Source organism: Escherichia sp. S10b, from assembly GCF_028421345.1.
Lineage (GTDB): Bacteria > Pseudomonadota > Gammaproteobacteria > Enterobacterales > Enterobacteriaceae > ECMA0423.
In genome coordinates, this window is the sequence record NZ_JAHZSO010000168.1 from 176,258 (window position 1) to 198,256 (window position 21,999).

Sequence of the window (21,999 nt, forward strand, 5' to 3'; positions counted from 1 at the left end):
TTCACACCGCCAGCTCAGCTGGCGGTGCTGTTTTGTAACCCGCCAAATCGGCGGTAACGAAAGAGGATAAACCGTGTCCCGTATTATTATGCTGATCCCTACCGGAACCAGCGTCGGTCTGACCAGCGTCAGCCTTGGCGTGATCCGTGCAATGGAACGCAAAGGCGTTCGTCTGAGCGTTTTCAAACCTATCGCTCAGCCGCGTACCGGTGGCGATGCGCCCGATCAGACTACGACTATCGTGCGTGCGAACTCTTCCACCACGACGGCCGCTGAACCGCTGAAAATGAGCTACGTTGAAGGTCTGCTTTCCAGCAATCAGAAAGATGTGCTGATGGAAGAGATCGTCGCAAACTACCACGCTAACACCAAAGACGCTGAAGTCGTTCTGGTTGAAGGTCTGGTCCCGACACGTAAGCACCAGTTTGCCCAGTCTCTGAACTACGAAATCGCTAAAACGCTGAATGCGGAAATCGTCTTCGTTATGTCTCAGGGCACTGACACCCCGGAACAGCTGAAAGAGCGTATCGAACTGACCCGCAACAGCTTCGGCGGTGCCAAAAACACCAACATCACCGGCGTTATCGTTAACAAACTGAACGCACCGGTTGATGAACAGGGTCGTACTCGCCCGGATCTGTCCGAGATTTTCGACGACTCTTCCAAAGCTAAAGTAAACAATGTTGATCCGGCGAAGCTGCAAGAATCCAGCCCGCTGCCGGTTCTCGGCGCTGTGCCGTGGAGCTTTGACCTGATCGCGACTCGTGCGATCGATATGGCTCGCCACCTGAATGCGACCATCATCAACGAAGGCGACATCAATACTCGCCGCGTTAAATCCGTCACTTTCTGCGCACGCAGCATTCCGCACATGCTGGAGCACTTCCGTGCCGGTTCTCTGCTGGTGACTTCCGCAGACCGTCCTGACGTGCTGGTGGCCGCTTGCCTGGCAGCCATGAACGGTGTAGAAATCGGTGCCCTGCTGCTGACTGGCGGCTACGAAATGGACGCGCGCATTTCTAAACTGTGCGAACGTGCTTTCGCTACCGGCCTGCCGGTATTTATGGTGAACACCAACACCTGGCAGACCTCTCTGAGCCTGCAGAGCTTCAACCTGGAAGTTCCGGTTGACGATCACGAACGTATCGAGAAAGTTCAGGAATACGTTGCTAACTACATCAACGCTGACTGGATCGAATCTCTGACTGCCACTTCTGAGCGCAGCCGTCGTCTGTCTCCGCCTGCGTTCCGTTATCAGCTGACTGAACTTGCGCGCAAAGCGGGCAAACGTATCGTACTGCCGGAAGGTGACGAACCGCGTACCGTTAAAGCAGCCGCTATCTGTGCTGAACGTGGTATCGCAACTTGCGTACTGCTGGGTAATCCGGCAGAGATCAACCGTGTTGCAGCGTCTCAGGGTGTAGAACTGGGTGCAGGGATTGAAATCGTTGATCCAGAAGTGGTTCGCGAAAGCTATGTTGGTCGTCTGGTCGAACTGCGTAAGAACAAAGGCATGACCGAAACCGTTGCCCGCGAACAGCTGGAAGACAACGTGGTGCTCGGTACGCTGATGCTGGAACAGGATGAAGTTGATGGTCTGGTTTCCGGTGCTGTTCACACTACCGCAAACACCATCCGTCCGCCGCTGCAGCTGATCAAAACTGCACCGGGCAGCTCCCTGGTATCTTCCGTGTTCTTCATGCTGCTGCCGGAACAGGTTTACGTTTACGGTGACTGTGCGATCAACCCGGATCCGACCGCTGAACAGCTGGCAGAAATCGCGATTCAGTCCGCTGATTCCGCTGCGGCCTTCGGTATCGAACCGCGCGTTGCTATGCTCTCCTACTCCACCGGTACTTCTGGTGCAGGTAGCGACGTAGAAAAAGTTCGCGAAGCAACTCGTCTGGCGCAGGAAAAACGTCCTGACCTGATGATCGACGGTCCGCTGCAGTACGACGCTGCGGTAATGGCTGACGTTGCGAAATCCAAAGCGCCGAACTCTCCGGTTGCAGGTCGCGCTACCGTGTTCATCTTCCCGGATCTGAACACCGGTAACACCACCTACAAAGCGGTACAGCGTTCTGCCGACCTGATCTCCATCGGGCCGATGCTGCAGGGTATGCGCAAGCCGGTTAACGACCTGTCCCGTGGCGCACTGGTTGACGATATCGTCTACACCATCGCGCTGACTGCGATTCAGTCTGCACAGCAGCAGTAATCTCGTCATCATCCGCAGCTTTGCGCTGCGGATATCTGAACCGGAAATAATCACTATTTCCGGTTTTTTATTCTCTTAATCTGCATTAATCCTTTCTGATTATCTTGCTTAACTGCGCTGCATCAATGAATTGCGCCATTTCACTTTGCATACTTACCACTTTGTTTTGTGCAAGGGAATATTTGCGCTATGTCCGCAATCACTGAATCCAAACCAACAAGAAGATGGGCAATGCCCGATACGTTGGTGATTATCTTTTTTGTTGCTATTTTAACCAGCCTTGCCACCTGGGTAGTTCCGGTGGGGATGTTTGACAGTCAGGAAGTGCAGTATCAGGTTGATGGTCAAACAAAAACACGCAAAGTCGTAGATCCACACTCATTTCGCATTCTGACTAACGAAGCAGGCGAACCTGAGTATCACCGCGTACAGCTGTTCACGACGGGCGATGAACGCCCGGGCCTGATGAACTTCCCGTTTGAAGGATTAACCTCAGGATCGAAATACGGGACAGCCGTTGGCATCATCATGTTTATGCTGGTGATTGGCGGCGCGTTTGGCATTGTGATGCGTACAGGAACCATTGATAACGGTATCCTGGCGCTTATTCGCCATACCCGCGGGAATGAAATTCTCTTTATTCCTGCGCTGTTTATTCTGTTTTCACTTGGCGGCGCGGTATTTGGTATGGGAGAAGAGGCCGTCGCCTTTGCCATTATCATCGCACCGCTAATGGTCCGGCTGGGCTATGACAGTATTACCACCGTCCTGGTGACCTATATTGCCACGCAAATCGGTTTTGCCAGTTCGTGGATGAACCCGTTTTGTGTGGTCGTTGCTCAGGGGATTGCCGGCGTTCCGGTGCTTTCTGGCTCCGGGTTGCGCATCGTGGTGTGGGTTATCGCCACTCTGATTGGCCTGATCTTTACCATGGTGTACGCCTCACGAGTGAAAAAGAATCCTCTTCTGTCACGCGTGCATGAGTCCGACCGCTTCTTTCGTGAAAAGCAGGCTGATGTTGAACAACGTCCGTTTACCTTTGGTGACTGGCTGGTATTGATTGTCCTGACCGCCGTAATGGTCTGGGTGATTTGGGGCGTGATCGTTAATGCCTGGTTTATTCCAGAAATTGCCAGCCAGTTCTTCACCATGGGTCTGGTGATTGGCATCATCGGCGTTGTTTTCCGCCTTAACGGCATGACGGTTAATACCATGGCTTCATCCTTTACCGAAGGGGCGCGAATGATGATCGCCCCTGCCCTGCTGGTGGGTTTCGCCAAAGGGATTTTGCTGCTGGTCGGTAATGGTGAAGCGGGTGATGCCAGCGTGTTAAATACCATCCTCAACAGCATTGCCAATGCCATTAGCGGTCTGGACAACGCGGTCGCGGCCTGGTTTATGTTGCTCTTCCAGGCGGTATTTAATTTCTTCGTGACGTCCGGTTCTGGTCAGGCGGCGTTAACCATGCCGTTACTGGCACCGCTTGGCGATCTGGTCGGTGTTAACCGTCAGGTTACCGTGCTGGCGTTCCAGTTTGGTGATGGCTTCAGTCACATCATTTACCCAACCTCAGCGTCGTTAATGGCAACGCTCGGTGTGTGCAGGGTGGACTTCCGTAACTGGCTGAAGGTGGGCGCGACCCTACTTGGACTGCTGTTTATTATGTCCAGCGTCGTAGTGATCGGCGCTCAGTTGATGGGCTACCACTAAAAATGTTAAGAGCCGCAATTGCGGCTCTTTTTTCATTCTGCCGTTTCAGTCTCTACGGCTTCATTTTTGGCATTGCGCTTCATCCACAACGCTAGCGCTTTCAGCGAGTCTGGAGTGAACTCATCGCAGCGTGCGGTGATTTCTTCCGGCGTCAGCCAGCAAACTTCACTGACTTCATCTTCCTGTAGTGCGAAGGGACCGTGAGAGACGCAGCTGAACAATGCGCCCCAGACACGGCAATTTTTATCTTCGAAATAGAACTGCCCGTGCTCGGCAAAGGGGACACCGGCAATGCCCAACTCTTCTTCCGCTTCGCGACGCGCGGATTCCAGCAGTTGCTCATCGGCCTGAACCACACCGCCTGCGGTCGCATCTAACATGCCGGGTAAAAAGTCTTTTGTCTCGGTACGACGCTGGACCAGAATTTTGCCCATGCCATCATGCACGACGATGTAAGTTGCACGATGACGCAGACACTGTGCCCGCATTTGTTCCCGGCTGGCTTGTGCAATGACTTCGTTCTCTTCATTGACAATATCCACCCATTCAGTACTTGCCAAACGACGCTGTTCCATTATCAGGAAACCTTCTTTTTCTGGCGCTCTTACGGCGCATTTTGAGTTGTGGGTAAATTACGGATTAATCGCGACCTGCGCAATGATACTTTGATCATTGAGTGCGATTACACTAAGTACGTCATTATCCAGCATGCCATAACTCGCCGGATTACCGCCTTTCGGAATACTCACCGAGCCGGGGTTGAAATGGAAAATCTCCCCCCGCTGTTCTGCCACTGGCAGATGGGTATGACCGTACACCAGCACATCGTTCTGGTTTAAAGCAGGTAGATTTTCCGGGCCAAAAAGATGACCATGCGTCAAAAACAGACGTTGTTTTTCCAGTAATACCTGTTGCCACGGCGCGGTTATCGGGAAATGCAGCAGCATTTGATCCACTTCGCTGTCGCAGTTGCCGCGCACAGCGATAACCTTATGTGCCACTTCATTAAGCCGTTCAGCGACTTTGGCTGGCGCGTAACCCTCCGGTAAAGCATTACGCGGGCCGTGATTCAACACGTCGCCAAGGATCACCAGCCACTGGGCACCGCTTTGGGCAAACAACTCCAGAACACGTTCCGTCGCCGGTAACGACCCATGAATGTCCGATGCAAACATCAGTTTCATCACTCACTCCTCGTCGAAAAAACGTAAGCTATGATACTGGATTCTGTCGTTGCTATCAGCCAGATTGCTTCGCCGAAAGTGCAATAAAACGCTGGACAGACGCTCGCTGCCACTGGAATGTCGCATAATCCACCAGGCGTTCTGGCACCTCATCGCCATGTAGTACCAGGCGGTTAATCATTAGCGCCAGATCAGTATCAGCAATGCACCATTCACCAAATAAATTCGGCTGACCCAGTACTAACAAATGTTCTGCCATCGCAAACAGTTTCTCTGCACTGGCTTTTCCCTCGGCCGTTAGTGGCGCTTTTTTCGCCCCCGCAAAGACAACATCCGTCGGACGCTCTTCGCGGATGGGCATCAGATCGCTGCGCAGCCAGGCCTGAATCTGTCGTGCACGCGCACGATTTTCTAAATCAAGCGGATAAATACGTTCCCAGGTCGGTGGCGCAAATCGATCTTCCAGATACTCCGCAATGGCAGAAGATTCACTCAACTCAAAATCATCGATTTGTAATAACGGCACACGGCGTGTCTGACCGTAACCTTGCCACGTCGGCTGCAAATGTTCACCGCTGTCGAGGTCGATGGTCTTGATATGAAACGACAGGCCTTTTTCCTGCAACGCCACCCAGGCGGATAACACATAAGGGGAGAAAAAGTGGGCATCTGACCAAAGCGTGATAGCGGGTTTACTCATTATGTCCTCGGCAATAAAGGGGGCTGGCTATCAAACTATAGAGCCTTTTTGTCACTGTCACGTGACGAATACTCACGTAATTCGCCGCGCTTTCTATACTTGTGGTGTTCAGATGATTAAACAACCGGAGCTGCAATGATCGATCTCTATTTCGCCCCGACACCCAATGGTCACAAAATTACGCTGTTTCTCGAAGAAGCAGAGCTTGATTATCGCTTGATTAAGGTAGACCTGGGGAAAGGCGGTCAGTTTCGTCCGGAATTTTTGCGCATTTCGCCCAACAACAAAATTCCGGCAATTGTTGATCATTCTCCTGCCGATGGCGGCGAACCGTTAAGCCTCTTTGAGTCTGGTGCCATTTTGTTGTATCTGGCTGAGAAAACAGGACTCTTTTTGAGTCATGAAACGCGTGAGCGCGCCGCCACATTACAGTGGTTATTCTGGCAGGTAGGCGGACTGGGGCCGATGCTTGGGCAAAATCATCATTTTAATCACGCAGCCCCCCAAACCATTCCTTACGCTATTGAACGTTATCAGGTTGAAACTCAGCGTCTTTACCATGTACTGAACAAGCGGCTGGAAAACTCGCCCTGGCTGGGAGGCGAGAACTACAGCATTGCGGATATTGCCTGCTGGCCGTGGGTTAATGCCTGGACTCGCCAGCGAATTGACCTCGCAATGTATCCGGCAGTCAAGAACTGGCATGAGCGGATCCGTTCGCGCCCTGCCACCGGGCAGGCACTGCTAAAAGCACAACTCGGTGATGAGCGTTCGGATAGTTAACAGAAACAGGTTCTCGTGTATTATTTCATCCTAAGTAAAACAACGGAGAACCTGCAATGGCACAACCTGCCGCTATTATTCGTATAAAGAACCTTCGTTTACGTACGTTTATCGGAATTAAGGAAGAAGAAATTAACAACCGTCAGGATATTGTTATCAATGTGACGATCCACTACCCCGCCGATAAAGCGCGCACTAGCGAAGATATCAACGATGCGCTGAATTATCGCACCGTAACGAAAAACATTATTCAGCATGTAGAGAATAACCGTTTCTCTTTGTTGGAAAAATTAACTCAGGATGTGCTCGATATCGCACGTGAACATCACTGGGTGACGTATGCTGAAGTGGAGATCGATAAACTGCACGCGCTGCGCTACGCCGATTCGGTATCCATGACCTTAAGCTGGCAGCGTTAACCGCCATATCGGGAGGCTGCATGAACATAGTGATCACCGGAGGGACGGGATTAATTGGTCGCCATTTGATTCCGCGTTTGCTGGAGCTGGGCCATCAAATCACGGTAGTGACGCGTAACCCACAGAAAGCCAGTTCCGTTCTCGGCCCTCGGGTGACGCTATGGCAAGGGCTAGCCGCTCAAAGCAACCTCAACGGCGTTGATGCGGTAATCAACCTGGCCGGAGAACCGATTGCTGATAAACGCTGGACTCACGAGCAAAAAGAGCGTCTCTGCCAAAGCCGCTGGAATATCACGCAAAAACTGGTCGATTTGATTAATGCCAGCGACACGCCGCCGTCGGTACTCATTTCCGGCTCGGCAACGGGCTATTATGGCGACTTAGGTGAAGTGGTGGTTACCGAAGAGGAACCGCCGCATAACGAATTTACCCATAAACTCTGCGCCCGCTGGGAAGAAATTGCCTGCCGGGCGCAAAGTGACAAAACGCGAGTGTGCCTGCTGCGTACCGGTGTAGTGCTGGCACCGGATGGCGGTATTCTCGGTAAAATGCTGCCGCCGTTTCGTCTTGGCCTGGGCGGGCCGATTGGCTCTGGTCGGCAGTATCTGGCCTGGATTCATATTGATGATATGGTCAACGGTATTCTCTGGCTGCTGGATAACGAGCTGCGCGGGCCATTTAATATGGTTTCGCCCTACCCGGTACGCAATGAACAATTTGCCCATGCGCTCGGTCATGCGCTGCATCGCCCGGCCATTTTGCGCGTCCCCGCGACCGCCATTCGACTGTTAATGGGCGAATCTTCAGTACTGGTATTAGGTGGACAACGCGCGCTGCCTAAACGGCTGGAAGAAGCGGGTTTTGCGTTTCGCTGGTACGATTTAGAAGAGGCGCTGGCGGATGTCGTTCGCTGATGTGGTTTACAGCAAACATCCGCCAGTTAACTCCCGGTGTTACAGGATTAGTGGCTTTGCGCGATAAGATCGTCTGGTGAAAGTCGGGTCACCATCATGACTAACTCTCTGTCTAAACCTCTATCCAGCATCTCCTGAGCAATACGCAGGGCTTCTTCGTGTTTGCCCTGCATTGCGCCTTCTTCACGTAATCTGTCAGCAATGGTCATCAGTTTCTCCTTTTCTTGTGGTGCGCGTTCCGCTATCTCACCAATAAATGCACGAAAACGCTGGGCATCCCCTGTTTGTAATACGTAATTAAACAGGGCTTTTAGCTGTCTGTCATTAGTGTTCCCTGTAACTAGCAGCGAAACAATTTGGTCGACTAATCCCAACAGATCGCGCTGACGAATATGTTTCTGAATTAACTCCAACAGCGCCATTTTGCGGTGTTGCATAATCTCGTCATCCGGCACCACGGTAATATCCACCAACGGAAACGCTGATGAATATATTTTGCGGGCTATAGCAGGCTCGGCAAATTCATCAAGCCAGCAGAGTGAATAAGGATAAGGACTTCTGCAACCATGATAAAACAGCATCGGGATCACCAATGGAAGCTCTTTATAGCCCGCATCAAGATGGTTTTGCATTGCCGCAATGGAATAACGCATCATGCGAAAAGCCATTAATTCTTCCGGCTTACTTTGGTGCTCTATCACTACATAAATATAACCCACTCCCTCCTGCGTTTTCACAGACCACAAGAGGTCGGAATAATATTGCCGCAGGTCTTCATCAATAAAACTGTTTGGTTCTAGTTTAAGCGTCGTTAAATCACACAGTTTGCGAAGCGGCGCGGGAAGATGAATATCAATAAAATCCCGCGCGGTGTCTGGATGGCGTAAAAAAGATTTAAATACCGCATCATGCGGCGTGGAAGTTGTCGATATTGTCATGGCGTTCCGTCACCCCTCAAATTTAAGATGACGCGACAATAACCACGATTAACACCCAATGCAGCAGGCAGTTTTTATCTTTGGACAGCGAATTCAGAAGTATTTTTAGCGGACTGCAACTTTTACATTTCAGCGGAAGCTGACTCACAAATTCCCCATGAAAATACTCCGGCAGCGTTAGCCACCGGAGAGGAAATTATTTCAGCGATCCCTTAAGGAACTGTTGCAGACGAGGGCTTTGCGGGTTGCCAAATAACTGCTCCGGCGCGCCCTCTTCTTCTATTTTCCCCTGATGGAGGAAAATGACGTGAGTAGAAACATGGCGAGCAAAGCCCATTTCGTGAGTCACTACCACCATGGTTTTCCCCTCTTCTGCCAGTTGCTGCATAATACGTAACACTTCGCCTACCAGTTCAGGATCGAGCGCCGAGGTAGGTTCATCAAACAGTAAAACTTCCGGTTCCATCGCCAGCGCCCGCGCGATAGAAACACGCTGTTGCTGACCGCCGGAAAGATGCACCGGATATTTCCCCTGCGCACGTTCGTCTATCCCGACTTTTGCCAGATACTTGACCGCCCGCTCGCGCGCTTCCTGCTTGCTCAGGCCCAACACCTGAATCGGCGCTTCCATGACGTTTTCCAGCACCGTCATATGGCTCCAGAGATTGAAGTGCTGGAATACCATCGTCAGGCGTGTGCGCAGTAAGCGCAGTTGATTTTTATCGGCGACTTTGAGTTGACCGTCTTTGTCGCGCACCAGATTGATCGTCTGGCCATTGACCACGATCGACCCTTCACTCGGTTTTTCGAGGAAGTTAATGCAGCGCAGAAAGGTACTTTTCCCCGATCCCGACGATCCGATGATGCTTATTACATCTCCGGCATTCGCTTGCAGTGAGACCCCTTTCAGCACTTCATGTTCGCCGTAGCGTTTGTGCAAATCGATAACGTTTAATTTATTCTCGGACATCGTATTCTCAGTGCGTTGAAGAAGGTTTCACATGCTGCAACCAGCGTTTTTCCGCTCTGCGAAAGAGGCTGATCAGGACATAAGAGATGATTAAATAGAGCACCGCGGCAATGCCGAAGGCGGTAAAAGGTTGATACGTGGCGGCGTTAATATCGCGGGCTATTTTCAGCAGATCCGGCACAGTGGCCGTAAACGCCAGCGCAGTAGAGTGCAGCATCAGGATCACTTCGTTGCTGTATGCCGGTAACGCAATACGCAGCGCAGAAGGCAAAATAATGCAACGATACATTTTAAAAGTCGAGAAGCCATAGGCTCTGGCGGCTTCAATTTCCCCATGCGGAACCGAACGGATTGCCCCAGCAAAAATCTCGGTAGTGTAAGCGCAGGTGTTAAGCGTCAGCGCCAGCACGGTACAGTTCAGGCCACTGCGGAAGAAAGCGTTAAGGAATTCGGTTCCCTTAACAATCTCAAGCGTGTACATGCCGGAATAGAACACCAGCAACTGAACATACAGCGGCGTACCGCGAAAAATATAGGTAAATAACCAGATTGGAAACTGGATGTATTTATTACTGGAGACACGACCAATCGCCAGAAACAGCGCCAGGACTCCGCCTATCACTACCGACAAAATAAGCAGCCACAGAGTGATCGCCACACCAGTAAAGCGATAACCGTCGGTCCACAGCAGCGGTTTCCAGTATTCATGTAAGATTTCGATCACAGGTCAGCCCTCTTCACACCCACGGAGTAGCGGCGCTCAAGGAACAGCAGCACACCATTGGAAACAGTGGTGAAAACCAGGTAAATCACGCCACAGACGATGGCGAAATAGAACGGTTCCCAGGTACTTTTGCCTGCCAGTTGGGTGGCTTTGACCACATCTTCCAGGCCGAGTAACGAAACCAGTGCGGTAGATTTGAGGATCACCTGCCAGTTGTTGCCAATGCCTGGCAGGGCGTAACGCATCATCGCCGGAAACATGATCCGCCGAAACACTTGCCCACGAGTAAAACCGAACGCCGTCGCCGCCTCTATATGTCCTTTCGGCACTGCCATAAAAGCACCACGGAACGTTTCGGTAAAATAAGCACCGTAGATAAAACCGAGAGTGATAATACCAGCGACCATCGGATCGATATCAATCTGCCCGACGCCCATCGCCTCCGTCACCGTGTTTAGCGCAATCTGCAAACCGTAGAAAATCAGCAGCATCAACACTAAGTCCGGCACGCCACGAATCAGCGTGGTGTACCCTTCGAAAATCAGCCCCGAAAGCCGATTTTGCGAGAGCTTACCGCCAGCGCCAATTAAACCGATGATTACAGCGAGCACTACAGAGCTGATAGCCAGCTCCAGCGTGACGAGCGCACCCTGTAAAATAACACCTGAAAACCCATACAACATGCTGCCTGTCCTGTCGTGTGTGGTGAATTACCGCCTCTTGTCTCCCTCCGGTTACCCGAAGGGAGCGGGCTTTCTTTCACCGATGGCGATTAACCGCCATAAACATCAAAATCGAAGTACTTTTTCGCTAATTTCTCGTAAGTACCGTCAGCGCGCATTTCGGCAAAGGCTTTGTTCAGTGCCTCGCGCAGTTCGTTATCTTCTTTACGCAGGCCCATGCCGGTCCCTACACCAAACAGTTTTTCATCTTTAACAGACGGGCCACCGAATTTGTAATCTTTACCGACAGGTTGTTTGAGGAAACCTTCGCTGGCAGCGACCTCATCCTGGAACGCGGCATCAATACGTCCGGCAGTCAGGTCAGAATAAATGTTGTCCTGCCCCTGATACGAGACGATTTCAATGCCTTTTGGTGCCCAGTGTTCGTTACCGAACGTCTCCTGGGTGGTGCCCTGCAATACGCCTACCCGCTTGCCTTTCAGCGACTCGACTGTCGGCTGAATGTCGGAATTTTTCGCCACCACCAGACGAGAATCGGCAGCGTACAGTTTGTCGGTGAAGGCAATTTCTTGCTGACGTTTTTCCGTAATGGAAAGCGATGACATGATGGCGTCAATCTTCTTCGCTTTTAAGGACGGGATTAACGCATCCAGCGGATTTTCGACAAACGTACATTGCGTATTGATGCGTTTGCATAATTCCTTTGCCAGATCGATATCGAAGCCAACCAGTTCGCCTTGTGAATTTTTTGATTCAAATGGCGCATAGGTCGGGTCGGTACCGATGCGGATGTTTTGCGGAATCGCAGCAAATGCCGCAGTTGCGCTGGAGAAGGCCAGAACCAGAGAGAGCGATAGCACCAGTTTTTTCATAATGTCCTCAACTGACAGTCTTTTTATAGGGAATATTTACAGGTTTGTTACACTTATCGTGCCATAAAATTGACCATCAAGGCAAAATATCCCGCCCCGTTAGACGTATTATTTTTCATTAAAAATGCTTAAGTATGCATTTCAATGCACCACGATAGTGCAACAAACCTGGCGTGCACCATGATGATCATTCCATCAGGTACAGCTTCCCAGCGACGTATCAGTCACCGTAGACATTAAAGTCGAAATACTTTTTCGCCATCTTGTCGTAGGTGCCGTCCTGACGCAGCTCGCCAAGCGCCTTATTGAAGGCAGCCGTCAGTTCAGCATCATCTTTACGTAGCCCTACACCGGTGCCATCACCGAAGTATTTTTTGTCTTTTACTGATGAGCCAGCAAAGGCGAAATCTTTACCAGCAGGTTGCTTGAGGAATCCTTCGCTGGCAGCAACTTCATCTTGTAACGCAGCATCCAGACGTCCTGCAGCCAGATCGGAATAGACCAAATCCTGGTTGGCATAGGCCACCACATCCACGCCTTTGCTACGCCAGGTCTCGTTAGCGTAAGCTTCCTGGGTTGATCCCTGCAGCACACCAACATGTTTACCTTTCAGTGAATCCAGCGTTGGCTGAATCGGTGAACCTTTGGCAGCAATCAAACGAGAATCTGCGGCGTACAGCTTGTCGGAGAAGGCAATCTCCTGCTGACGTTTATCGGTAATGGAAAGCGACGAAATAATGGCGTCGATTTTTTTCGCTTTCAGTGAGGGGATCAGCGCGTCAAAGTCACTGGCAACCCAGGTACATTTCACCTGCATCCGTTTGCACATCTCGTTACCGAGATCGATATCAAAGCCAACAAAATCACCTTTAGCATCTTTCGATGAGAACGGTGCGTAGGTGGTATCGGTTCCGATACGTACCGTCTCCGGTAGCGCCGCATAGCTGGAAGCCGCTGTGGAGAGACCGACTAACAAAGACAGAGCGAGAATCGACTTCTTCATACATAACCCTCAAGTGAAAATGGCTTTTTTATGTTGTGTATTGTGTTGTGTGTTTGCAGGCTCTTTCATGCAGGTCTTATGCCATCTTGACGACAACAGTAACATTCAACGTTAAATATGTTAATAAGACGTTGCATTATTGTCCTGAAGTTGAAGATAGCAGGTATAGCGGTTGAATCGCAGCGTTTCGATTGAATGGCAGAAACAAAATGTCGAGGATTTGATCGCGGTTGCAAAATTGCCCTGAAACAGGGCAACAGCGGAGTTATGCGCCCTGCCAGCGGGCAAAGAGATCTTCAGGAAGGGTTATTGCAAACTGGTCAAGAACACGATTAACCGTCTGATTTATCACATCATCAAGGGATTGCGGGCGATGATAAAACGCCGGAACGGGAGGCATAATCACCGCACCGATTTCTGCCGCCTGAGTCATTAAACGCAGATGGCCTAAGTGCAATGGTGTTTCACGCACGCAGAGCACCAACGGGCGACGCTCTTTCAGCACCACATCTGCCGCACGGGTCAGTAAGCCATCAGTATAGCTATGGACAATGCCGGAAAGGGTTTTGATTGAACAGGGTAAAATCACCATCCCCAGCGTCTGGAAAGAACCGGAAGAGATGCTGGCGGAAATATCGCGCGCATCGTGCGTGACATCAGCTAATGCCTGCACTTCGCGCAGGGAAAAATCCGTTTCGAGGGATAAGGTCTGGCGCGCCGCCTGGCTCATCACCAGATGCGTTTCGATATCTGTGACATCGCGCAGAACCTGTAATAAGCGCACGCCATAAATCGCGCCGCTGGCACCGCTGATGCCTACAATGAGTCGTTTCATAAATAGTTGCCCTGTCAGACTTGCAGGCAGACTTTGCAGTATTTCGGCGGGAGTTGCAAGTCAGGGTGCCAGACCGGCACCCTCAGCGAAGGCATCATCCTTCGTTATGCATTTCGAGATTTTCCACTTCGTTCTGACGTTGCACTGCTTTGGCGTCATCATTACGTAACGTATCGAGGAAATCGAGGTAGCCCTGATCAACATCTTTGGTGACGTAGACGCCGTTGAACACCGAGCATTCAAACTGCTGGATATCCGGATTTTCAGCGCGAACGGCGTCGATCAGATCGTTCAGATCCTGGAAAATCAACCCGTCAGCACCGATGATCTGGCGAATTTCATCAACTTCGCGACCGTGAGCGATCAGTTCCGTGGCGCTCGGCATATCAATACCATAAACGTTCGGGAAGCGAATTTCCGGTGCCGCAGAAGCGAGGTACACTTTCTTCGCTCCGGCTTCGCGTGCCATCTCGATAATCTGCTCAGAAGTGGTGCCACGGACGATGGAGTCGTCGACCAGCAGGACGTTTTTATCGCGGAACTCGGCGCGGTTGGCATTCAGTTTACGGCGCACGGACTTACGACGCAGCTGCTGGCCCGGCATGATAAAGGTGCGGCCAACATAGCGGTTTTTAACGAAGCCCTGGCGGTACGGTTTGCCCAGAATACGAGCAATTTCCAGCGCGATATCACACGAGGTTTCTGGGATCGGGATCACCACGTCGATATCCAGATCTTCCCATTCGCGGGCAATTTTCTCGCCCAGTTTCGTGCCCATATTCACACGCGCGCTGTAAACGGAAATTTTGTCGATGAACGAGTCCGGGCGAGCAAAGTATACATACTCAAACAGGCACGGATTGCTGACCGGATTGTCAGCACATTGACGGGTAAACAACTGCCCTTCTTCAGTGATGTAAATCGCTTCGCCCGGCGCGACGTCACGCAGGAAATCAAAGCCCAGCGTATCGAGCGCTACGCTTTCGGAAGCGACCATATATTCTGTACGGTTCTCGTCAATATCACGTTTTCCCAGTACCAGCGGACGAATCCCGTTTGGATCGCGGAAAGCAACCATACCGTGGCCGATAATCATCGCCACACAGGCATATGCGCCGCGGATTAAGCGGTTTGTGGCAGCAATGGCAGCGAAAATATTGTCGGCTTCCAGCGGGTAGTGGCGGAAGTTGTCCAGCTCGCTAGCGAAGATATTAAGCAGAATTTCCGAGTCGGAAGTGGTGTTGATGTGGCGGCGTTTTTCTTCAAACAATTTTTTACGCAACTCGTGAGCGTTGGTCAGATTGCCGTTGTGGGCAAGCGTAATGCCATACGGAGAGTTAACGTAAAACGGCTGCGCTTCAGAGGCGCTGGAGCTGCCAGCCGTAGGGTAACGCACATGACCAATGCCCATATTGCCCTGCAAACGCTGCATATGGCGAGCTTCAAATACATCGCTCACCAGCCCGTTCGCTTTACGCAAACGGAAGCAGTTATTGGCATCTATGGTGATGATGCCGGCGGCATCCTGACCGCGATGCTGAAGCACCGTTAAGGCATCATAAATCGACTGGTTAACCGGCATAACACCGGCGATACCGACAATACCGCACATACGTCTTTTTCCTCGTTAAGCCACATCTCAGAGCACTTACGCTCTGGGCAAGAAACTTGACGAGCTTTGCAGATAATCAAAAAACCATCTGATGATAAAACTGAACTGCGGGATCAGCTGTGATTTGCTCCAGTCTTCGCTTTTCGACACCCCGGTAAAGGAGTCGAGAAAGAAGAGAATGGCGGCAACAATCAACACACCGCGCAACGCACCGAAACAGACGCCCAGCACCCGATCGGTGCCTGACAACCCCGTTTTCTCCACCAACTGGCCTATCACGAAGTTCACGATAGCACCAACGATCAGGGTAGCGATAAACAGTACCGCGATGGCAATTCCATTTCGAACCAGTTCGTCTTCAAAGCCCGTAAACCAGACTGACAGGTAAGTGTAGTAATGACTGGCAACAAAGAAAGCACAACCCCATGTCACCAGCGATAACGCTTCACGAACAAAGCCGCGGATCAGGCTAACCAGAGAGGAAAAAGCAATCACCGCGATTATGGCGTAATCAATCCAGACCATATGTGTCCCACGATTTTACGCCCTGTCATCCTGTTCGGGGCGCATTCTAACAGAAAAAGAAAACGTTTGCGTAGGGATTTCCTTCCCGCGCATCAATAAAAATGGCGCTGAAAAAATATTCAACGCCATCGACTTTTTATGCCTTTGCGGCATCGTGCAATGCGTGTCGGATGCGGCGTAAACGCCTTATCCGACCTACGGTTCTAACACTGCCCAGGCCTGATAAGACGCGCCAGCGTCGCATCAGGCAAGACTGTATTAATTCGGCGTATAGCCCATTACCACGCCACTTAAGCCAGAAAGTTGCTTCAACTCACCCAGCGAACCTTTCAGCTTATCTTTCGAGGCATCCGGCCCAACCAGAATACGGGTAATTTTACCCTGCACTGGCGTGGATGGCGACGTATAAACCCGATAACCGGCACCGCGCAGCTTACCGACAATCTCATTCACTTTATCGGCATTTTTCAGCGCACCCAGTTGCACAACATAGGCTTTACCCGTTGGCGCTGCTTTTTCTTCCACGACCGGCTTCGGTTCTGGCTTCGGCGCAGGTGGTGCTTCAACCTTCGGTTTCGGCGGCTCCACCGGTTTCGGCTTCGGTGGGGCGACCGGTGCAGGTTCCGGTTCAAACTCGGTGTTATTGGCTGCAATAGTGGTCGGATCGAGCGACGGTGCTGCGGCATCACCTGCCCGCACCTCTTCCGCTGCGCCTTCCGGCGGCTGCGTCGGCAACGCCTGGGTGGCGGCTGGCATCATATCAGGCTCATCGCGATCGCCCGCTTTCGGCACCAGCGGGATAGCCGCGAACTCATCCTGATAATGTTTTTTCTGCCCGTCCAGCAGCCCTGGAAGTACAATCACCCCCAGCGCCACCAGCACGATCGTGCCCACTAACCGATTCTGAAACTTACTTGCCACCGCTTCTCCTCGCGTCAATCACTTCCATGACATGTGCGACAGTGTGGAAAGAACCACACACCAGCACGGTGTCTTCCGCTTTAGCGTCCGCCATTGCGGCATCCCATGCCTGCGCAACGCTATCAAATGATTTGCCGTTACCCAAATGCTCAAGCAGTTGTTCTGCCGTGGCACCGCGCGGCCCTTCCAGTGGCGCACAATACCAGTCATCAACCACGCTTTTCAACCAGGCCAGAGTTCCGGCAATATCTTTATCATGTAGCATACCGATAACCGCCAGCACGCGCCCGTTTTTCGGTAGCGCTTTCATACGCCCGGTGAGATATTCCGCCGCATGTGGATTATGCGCGACATCAAAAATAACGCGTGGCGACTCGCTCACAATCTGGAAACGTCCCGGCAAAATTGCGCTGGCAATCCCGTCGCGAATGGCATTTTCACTGACTTCCAGCCCGCTGGCACGCAGTGCCGCCAGCGCCGTTGCGGCATTCGGTTGCGGGACAAGCGGCAACGGCAGATTTTCCAGCGTGCCGTGAGCATCGCTAAACGCCCAGTCATGATCGGTGACGGAATAGTTCCACTCAACGCCCCGACGTTGTAACAGTGCACCTTTTTCCTGTGCCACATCAGCAATGGTAGAAGGCATTTCCGGCTCACCGACAATTGCCGGTTTTTCGCTGCGGAAGATGCCTGCTTTCTCGCGACCAATACTTTCGCGATCTGGACCCAGCCAGTCGGTATGATCCAGCGCAATACTGGTTACTACCGCGACATCGGCATCGACAATATTGGTTGCGTCCAGACGACCGCCCAGCCCTACTTCCAGAATCACCACGTCAAGTTGTGCCTGCTTGAACAGCCACAACGCCGACAGCGTACCGTACTCGAAATAGGTCAGGGAAATATCACCGCGTGCCGATTCAATCTCCGCAAAAGAGGCGGTGTGGGCCGATTCCGGCAATTCCTGGCCCTGCACACGTACGCGCTCGGTATAACGCACCAGATGCGGTGAACTGTAGACGCCCACTTTGTACCCTGCCGCCATCAGAATCGACTCCAGCGTACGGCAGGTGGTGCCTTTGCCATTCGTACCCGCAACGGTAAACACAAATGGCGCTGGTTTCAGAACGCCAAGACGCGCCGCGACCTGACTCACGCGCTCAAGGCCGAGATCGATAGTTTTACTGTGCAGGTTTTCCAGATAAGAAAGCCACGAAGCCAGAGGCGACGCGGCTTGAGGAGTGCGTTTGATAATCATGGTATCCGCTGATTCGTTACGGTGAGAATAGCAAAAGGGCAGAGCCAGTGGCCCTGCCCTTATCAGTTATCAGGCCTCAGGTTCCTGATCCGGTACCGGGGGTACCACTACGCCTTCACGCGGCGCTTCAGGATTCGGCGCTGGCAGATTCATCAACTTCGCCAGAATGCTCGCCAGTTTCAGGCGCATTTCCGGACGACGGACGATCATGTCGATCGCGCCTTTCTCGATCAGGAATTCACTGCGCTGGAATCCAGGCGGCAGTTTTTCGCGAACGGTCTGTTCGATAACACGCGGACCGGCAAAGCCGATTAACGCTTTCGGTTCAGCGATGTTGAGATCGCCCAGCATGGCGAAACTTGCAGAAACACCGCCCATCGTCGGGTCGGTCAGCACGGAGATGTACGGCAAGCCGCGCTCCTGCATTTTTGCCAGTGCCGCAGAGGTTTTCGCCATCTGCATCAGCGACATCAGTGCTTCCTGCATACGTGCGCCACCAGAGGCGGAGAAGCAGATCAGTGGGCAGTTATCTTCCAGCGCCTGCTCAACGGCACGCACGAAACGTGCACCCACAACAGACCCCATTGAACCGCCCATAAAGGCGAACTCGAATGCCGCAGCGACAACCGGCATTCCATACAGAGTGCCTTTCATCACCACCAGCGCATCTTTTTCGCCAGTTTCTTTCTGCGCAGATGCCAGACGGTCTTTATACTTCTTGGAGTCACGAAACTTCAGCACATCTTTCGGCTCAAGCTCGCTACCCAGCTCCACAAGGCTTCCTTCATCTAACAGGCTATGCAGGCGATTACGCGCTGTCATACGCATGTGATGGTCACACTTCGGACAGACCTCAAGATTACGTTCCAGCTCAGCGCGGTATAAAACCTGACCGCAGCTATCACACTTAGTCCACACCCCTTCAGGAATGCTCGCCTTGCGGGTGGGAGTAATGTTGCTTTTAATTCGTTCAATCCAGCTCATTAGGGACCTTTCTGTCTGAACCTGGTTCGATGCCAGTTTTATCTTTGGGGACGCATAATGCCATTTTTGCCCCCAACAGACCATGAATGTTGCACATTAAAACATAACAGCCCGAAACTTTGGATAAAAAAGTGGTCGAACCGCGGAGTTACTTTTTATTTTGCGGCGCGTGCCGCAGCGCGTTTGTGACGAATAAATTCGAAAACCCCAGGCAATATTGAAACAAAAATAATGCCAACAATCATCAGCTTAAGGTTGCTCTGAATGAAGGGGAGCGTGCCGAAGAAATAACCCGCGTAGGTAAAAATCAGTACCCACAACAGTGCGCCGATCACGTTATAAGCGGCGAAATGACGGTACGACATGTGGCCCATTCCCGCAACAAACGGCGCGAACGTTCTGACGATCGGTACAAAACGGGCGAGAATAATCGTTTTGCCGCCATGTCTCTCGTAAAACTGATGAGTCTTATCAAGATAACTGCGACGAAAGATTTTCGAATCTGGATTACTGAACAGTTTGTCACCAAATAACCGTCCAATGGTGTAGTTCACTGCGTCACCGACAATAGCGGCAATCAACATCAGCACGACCATCATATGGACATTGAGATCGTTAGTTTCCAGTGACGCCAATGCACCTGCAACAAACAGCAACGAATCACCAGGCAGGAATGGCGTTACCACCAGCCCCGTTTCGCAGAACAGAATCAAAAACAGAATGGCATAAACCCAGACGCCGTACTCCGCGACCAGCTCTGCCAGATGCACGTCAATGTGCAGGATAAAATCGATGAGGAAATAAATCAGGTCCATATTTGCCTATGCCTTGTACTCGTCATCTTTCAGGCTGTAACTACGTTGGCTACAGCCTGAAATGTTCCGAGCGTTATTCTCGTTAGTCCGCCAGAAATAGCGGGCCCATTGGCGGTTTTGGAAGATCATACCGGTCAGGGTAATCCACCGCGACCAGATACAGCCCTTCCGCTTTTGCCGTTGCTGCCGCCAGCGTTCTGTCCTTTGCCGCCAGCAACTCTGCTATCCAGCTCTCCGGCTGGTTGTGGGCACCGACTTCCATCAGGCTGCCGACAATATTCCTGACCATATGATGTACAAAGGCATTCGCTTTGATATCTACCACCACATAAGGACCGTGACGCGTGACATTAATATGCATAACGTTGCGCCACGGGGTTCGGGACTGGCACTGCACCGCACGGAACGAGGTGAAATCATTCTCGCCCAGCAAGCATTGCGCAGCCCGATGCATCCGTTCAGCGTCCAGCGGTTCGTAAAAATGGGTTACCCCTTTACTCAGTACCGCCGGGCGCAGCCGATGATTGTAGATGATGTAGCGATAACGGCGAGCCGTGGCGCTAAATCGGGCATGAAAATCATCAGGTACAGCTTTAACCCAACGCACGGCGATGTCACCAGGTAAATTCGCATTTACGCCCAAGGTCCACGCCGCGTCTTTGCGCTGCGCGGTCGTTTCGAAATGCACTACCTGCCCGGTACCGTGTACACCAGCGTCAGTACGCCCGGCGCAGAAGACGGTAATGGGTTCGTTCGCCACCTGGGAGAGCGCCTTTTCCAGCTTCTCCTGCACACTGCGGACTTCATTCTGCCGTTGCCAGCCGTAATACTTACTGCCGTCGTACTCAATGCCCAGCGCAATTTTATAAACTGGCGGTTGTTGCTGGTCGGACATTAGTACAGATACTCCTGCACCAGTTTCTCGGCGATTTTTACTGCCATCAGCGCGCCGCCAAAGCGAACGTTATCGGCCACCGACCAGAACTGGACTTGCTCCGGCATACCGTAGTCATTACGCACGCAGCCAACAGAAAGATGCGGCGTACCCGAAGCATCCCCTACCTGAGTCGGGAATTCGTTCTCTTCAGAGAGCACAATATCTTCGCCCTGAGCAAACGCATCACGCGCTTCTTCTGCCGCCAGCGGACGCAGTGCTTCAAAGTTGACCATCTGGGCATGACCGTAGAATACCGGTGCCTGGACGACGCTTGCCGAAATCATCAGCCCTTCGTCCTGCAGGATTTTGCGTACTTCGTCAACGATACGACGTTCTTCACGCACGCTACCTTCGCTATCCGGCAACAACGGCAGCATATTGAACGCCAGTTGACGACCGAAGAAATCTTCTTCGTCAATCGGAATGCCGTTGAGCAATTTCGCACTCTGCCCCGCTAACGCATCGACCGCTTTTTTGCCCTGGGCGGAGGCTGAAATCAGGCTGGTAACACTGATACGCGACAAACCGCCCTGATCGATTAACGGTTTCAGTGCCGCCAGCAGCTGGCTGGTCAGACTGTCTGGTACGGCGATGACATTCCGGTTGCGGTAATCGGTCAGTACAAACGGGTTTACTTCCGGCACCACCAGCGGTACGTCGGGTTCGAGAGCAAACAGTCCGCTGCTGTCGATCACCAGGCAACCTGAGTTGGTCGCTTCTTCAACCCAGGCAGCGGTAGCTTCTTTGCCTGCGACAAAAAATGCCAGCTGCGCCTGCGTCCAGTCGAATTCAGCGGCATCCTGCACGGTGATTGTTTTACCACCAAAGCGCAGTTGTTCGCCTGCGCTTTCGTTACGTGCCAGTGCATAAATTTCCCCAACCGGGAACTGACGTTCAGCCAGCGTTTCAAGCAGGGCTTCGCCCACAGCGCCAGTTGCGCCCAGGACGGCAATGTTCCAGCCTTCAGACATGGTGGTTTACTCCAGAAATAGCA

Annotated in this window: 23 protein-coding genes; 5 read left to right on the plus strand and 18 right to left on the minus strand. The window is 52.0% G+C overall.

What is annotated here, in order from left to right:
- Positions 1–73 precede the first annotated feature (73 nt).
- The gene (pta, locus tag FTE26_RS17535; RefSeq protein WP_000086722.1) at positions 74–2,218 is read left to right on the plus strand and encodes a phosphate acetyltransferase; all 2,145 of its coding nucleotides are present in this window, start codon (positions 74–76) and stop codon (positions 2,216–2,218) included.
- Between the two features lie 189 nt (positions 2,219–2,407).
- Positions 2,408–3,928 carry a putative basic amino acid antiporter YfcC gene (gene yfcC / locus FTE26_RS17540; RefSeq protein ID WP_001274493.1) on the plus strand — a complete coding sequence of 507 codons (1,521 nt, stop codon included), beginning with the start codon at positions 2,408–2,410 and terminating at the stop codon, positions 3,926–3,928.
- Positions 3,929–3,960: 32 nt separating this feature from the next.
- On the opposite strand, the gene yfcD is transcribed toward yfcC, so the two are convergent.
- Genes yfcD through yfcF form a run of 3 tightly spaced genes read right to left on the minus strand, consistent with a single transcriptional unit; the run spans position 3,961 to position 5,812 of the window.
- A complete protein-coding gene (gene yfcD / locus FTE26_RS17545; protein ID WP_000437935.1) occupies positions 3,961–4,503 on the minus strand; it encodes an NUDIX hydrolase YfcD in 543 nt (180 codons plus the stop codon).
- A gap of 57 nt (positions 4,504–4,560) precedes the next feature.
- Entirely contained in the window at positions 4,561–5,112 is a 552-nt protein-coding gene (gene yfcE, locus FTE26_RS17550) for a phosphodiesterase (protein WP_000772452.1), read from the minus strand.
- A gap of 55 nt (positions 5,113–5,167) precedes the next feature.
- On the minus strand, positions 5,168–5,812 hold the full coding sequence (yfcF, locus tag FTE26_RS17555; protein ID WP_000042442.1) for a glutathione transferase: 645 nt from the start codon (positions 5,810–5,812) through the stop codon (positions 5,168–5,170).
- 135 nt (positions 5,813–5,947) lie between these two features.
- Between yfcF and yfcG the strand changes: the two genes are divergently transcribed.
- The 3 genes from yfcG to FTE26_RS17570 are packed head-to-tail and all read left to right on the plus strand — an operon-like array spanning position 5,948 to position 7,928.
- Positions 5,948–6,595 carry a GSH-dependent disulfide bond oxidoreductase gene (yfcG, locus tag FTE26_RS17560; RefSeq protein WP_000566471.1) on the plus strand — a complete coding sequence of 216 codons (648 nt, stop codon included), beginning with the start codon at positions 5,948–5,950 and terminating at the stop codon, positions 6,593–6,595.
- A 56-nt stretch (positions 6,596–6,651) separates the two neighbouring features.
- Positions 6,652–7,014, plus strand: coding sequence for a dihydroneopterin triphosphate 2'-epimerase (gene folX, locus FTE26_RS17565; protein ID WP_000068457.1), 363 nt, complete (start codon positions 6,652–6,654; stop codon positions 7,012–7,014).
- A gap of 20 nt (positions 7,015–7,034) precedes the next feature.
- Positions 7,035–7,928 carry a TIGR01777 family oxidoreductase gene (locus FTE26_RS17570; RefSeq protein WP_001028324.1) on the plus strand — a complete coding sequence of 298 codons (894 nt, stop codon included), beginning with the start codon at positions 7,035–7,037 and terminating at the stop codon, positions 7,926–7,928.
- Between the two features lie 47 nt (positions 7,929–7,975).
- On the opposite strand, the gene rpnB is transcribed toward FTE26_RS17570, so the two are convergent.
- The 15 genes from rpnB to FTE26_RS17645 form a co-directional block, all read right to left on the minus strand.
- On the minus strand, positions 7,976–8,866 hold the full coding sequence (rpnB, locus tag FTE26_RS17575; protein ID WP_000156140.1) for a recombination-promoting nuclease RpnB: 891 nt from the start codon (positions 8,864–8,866) through the stop codon (positions 7,976–7,978).
- Positions 8,867–9,062: 196 nt separating this feature from the next.
- Positions 9,063–9,836: a histidine ABC transporter ATP-binding protein HisP gene (gene hisP / locus FTE26_RS17580; RefSeq protein ID WP_001293612.1), complete on the minus strand. Its 774-nt coding sequence runs from the start codon at positions 9,834–9,836 to the stop codon at positions 9,063–9,065.
- A 7-nt stretch (positions 9,837–9,843) separates the two neighbouring features.
- Positions 9,844–10,560 (minus strand): ABC transporter permease, encoded by a 717-nt coding sequence (locus FTE26_RS17585; protein WP_000569958.1) that lies wholly within the window; start codon positions 10,558–10,560, stop codon positions 9,844–9,846.
- A complete protein-coding gene (gene hisQ, locus FTE26_RS17590) occupies positions 10,557–11,243 on the minus strand; it encodes a histidine ABC transporter permease HisQ (protein ID WP_000965518.1) in 687 nt (228 codons plus the stop codon). The genes FTE26_RS17585 and hisQ overlap by 4 nt, the downstream gene beginning before the upstream one ends.
- 89 nt (positions 11,244–11,332) lie before the next feature.
- Entirely contained in the window at positions 11,333–12,115 is a 783-nt protein-coding gene (gene hisJ / locus FTE26_RS17595) for a histidine ABC transporter substrate-binding protein HisJ (RefSeq protein WP_000737621.1), read from the minus strand.
- Between the two features lie 220 nt (positions 12,116–12,335).
- The gene (gene argT / locus FTE26_RS17600; protein ID WP_000748271.1) at positions 12,336–13,118 is read right to left on the minus strand and encodes a lysine/arginine/ornithine ABC transporter substrate-binding protein ArgT; all 783 of its coding nucleotides are present in this window, start codon (positions 13,116–13,118) and stop codon (positions 12,336–12,338) included.
- Between the two features lie 265 nt (positions 13,119–13,383).
- Positions 13,384–13,953, minus strand: coding sequence for a flavin prenyltransferase UbiX (ubiX, locus tag FTE26_RS17605; protein WP_000825704.1), 570 nt, complete (start codon positions 13,951–13,953; stop codon positions 13,384–13,386).
- A gap of 94 nt (positions 13,954–14,047) precedes the next feature.
- Positions 14,048–15,565 carry an amidophosphoribosyltransferase gene (gene purF, locus FTE26_RS17610; protein WP_000334220.1) on the minus strand — a complete coding sequence of 506 codons (1,518 nt, stop codon included), beginning with the start codon at positions 15,563–15,565 and terminating at the stop codon, positions 14,048–14,050.
- Positions 15,566–15,601: 36 nt separating this feature from the next.
- Positions 15,602–16,090: a colicin V production protein gene (gene cvpA, locus FTE26_RS17615; RefSeq protein ID WP_000262113.1), complete on the minus strand. Its 489-nt coding sequence runs from the start codon at positions 16,088–16,090 to the stop codon at positions 15,602–15,604.
- A gap of 258 nt (positions 16,091–16,348) precedes the next feature.
- Positions 16,349–17,011, minus strand: a complete 663-nt coding sequence (gene dedD / locus FTE26_RS17620; protein ID WP_000157015.1) for a cell division protein DedD — start codon at positions 17,009–17,011, stop codon at positions 16,349–16,351.
- Positions 17,001–18,269 (minus strand): bifunctional tetrahydrofolate synthase/dihydrofolate synthase, encoded by a 1,269-nt coding sequence (gene folC, locus FTE26_RS17625; protein WP_000584575.1) that lies wholly within the window; start codon positions 18,267–18,269, stop codon positions 17,001–17,003. The genes dedD and folC overlap by 11 nt, the downstream gene beginning before the upstream one ends.
- Positions 18,270–18,338: 69 nt before the next feature.
- Positions 18,339–19,253 (minus strand): acetyl-CoA carboxylase, carboxyltransferase subunit beta, encoded by a 915-nt coding sequence (gene accD / locus FTE26_RS17630; RefSeq protein ID WP_000118404.1) that lies wholly within the window; start codon positions 19,251–19,253, stop codon positions 18,339–18,341.
- 155 nt (positions 19,254–19,408) lie between these two features.
- Positions 19,409–20,068 carry a DedA family protein gene (locus FTE26_RS17635; RefSeq protein ID WP_000364331.1) on the minus strand — a complete coding sequence of 220 codons (660 nt, stop codon included), beginning with the start codon at positions 20,066–20,068 and terminating at the stop codon, positions 19,409–19,411.
- A gap of 82 nt (positions 20,069–20,150) precedes the next feature.
- Positions 20,151–20,963, minus strand: coding sequence for a tRNA pseudouridine(38-40) synthase TruA (gene truA, locus FTE26_RS17640; protein ID WP_001283590.1), 813 nt, complete (start codon positions 20,961–20,963; stop codon positions 20,151–20,153).
- Positions 20,963–21,976, minus strand: a complete 1,014-nt coding sequence (locus FTE26_RS17645; RefSeq protein WP_001289165.1) for an aspartate-semialdehyde dehydrogenase — start codon at positions 21,974–21,976, stop codon at positions 20,963–20,965. The genes truA and FTE26_RS17645 overlap by 1 nt, the downstream gene beginning before the upstream one ends.
- Positions 21,977–21,999 lie beyond the last annotated feature (23 nt).

Coding starts and splice junctions, on each gene's coding strand:
- yfcC (WP_001274493.1), top strand. CDS start 2,408: ATGTCCGCAATCACTGAATCCAAACCAACAAGAAGATGGGCAATGCCC.
- yfcD (WP_000437935.1), bottom strand. CDS start 4,503: ATGGAACAGCGTCGTTTGGCAAGTACTGAATGGGTGGATATTGTCAAT.
- yfcE (WP_000772452.1), bottom strand. CDS start 5,112: ATGAAACTGATGTTTGCATCGGACATTCATGGGTCGTTACCGGCGACG.
- yfcF (WP_000042442.1), bottom strand. CDS start 5,812: ATGAGTAAACCCGCTATCACGCTTTGGTCAGATGCCCACTTTTTCTCC.
- yfcG (WP_000566471.1), top strand. CDS start 5,948: ATGATCGATCTCTATTTCGCCCCGACACCCAATGGTCACAAAATTACG.
- folX (WP_000068457.1), top strand. CDS start 6,652: ATGGCACAACCTGCCGCTATTATTCGTATAAAGAACCTTCGTTTACGT.
- FTE26_RS17570 (WP_001028324.1), top strand. CDS start 7,035: ATGAACATAGTGATCACCGGAGGGACGGGATTAATTGGTCGCCATTTG.
- rpnB (WP_000156140.1), bottom strand. CDS start 8,866: ATGACAATATCGACAACTTCCACGCCGCATGATGCGGTATTTAAATCT.
- hisP (WP_001293612.1), bottom strand. CDS start 9,836: ATGTCCGAGAATAAATTAAACGTTATCGATTTGCACAAACGCTACGGC.
- hisQ (WP_000965518.1), bottom strand. CDS start 11,243: ATGTTGTATGGGTTTTCAGGTGTTATTTTACAGGGTGCGCTCGTCACG.
- hisJ (WP_000737621.1), bottom strand. CDS start 12,115: ATGAAAAAACTGGTGCTATCGCTCTCTCTGGTTCTGGCCTTCTCCAGC.
- argT (WP_000748271.1), bottom strand. CDS start 13,118: ATGAAGAAGTCGATTCTCGCTCTGTCTTTGTTAGTCGGTCTCTCCACA.
- ubiX (WP_000825704.1), bottom strand. CDS start 13,953: ATGAAACGACTCATTGTAGGCATCAGCGGTGCCAGCGGCGCGATTTAT.
- purF (WP_000334220.1), bottom strand. CDS start 15,565: ATGTGCGGTATTGTCGGTATCGCCGGTGTTATGCCGGTTAACCAGTCG.
- cvpA (WP_000262113.1), bottom strand. CDS start 16,090: ATGGTCTGGATTGATTACGCCATAATCGCGGTGATTGCTTTTTCCTCT.
- folC (WP_000584575.1), bottom strand. CDS start 18,269: ATGATTATCAAACGCACTCCTCAAGCCGCGTCGCCTCTGGCTTCGTGG.
- accD (WP_000118404.1), bottom strand. CDS start 19,253: ATGAGCTGGATTGAACGAATTAAAAGCAACATTACTCCCACCCGCAAG.
- FTE26_RS17635 (WP_000364331.1), bottom strand. CDS start 20,068: ATGGACCTGATTTATTTCCTCATCGATTTTATCCTGCACATTGACGTG.
- truA (WP_001283590.1), bottom strand. CDS start 20,963: ATGTCCGACCAGCAACAACCGCCAGTTTATAAAATTGCGCTGGGCATT.
- FTE26_RS17645 (WP_001289165.1), bottom strand. CDS start 21,976: ATGTCTGAAGGCTGGAACATTGCCGTCCTGGGCGCAACTGGCGCTGTG.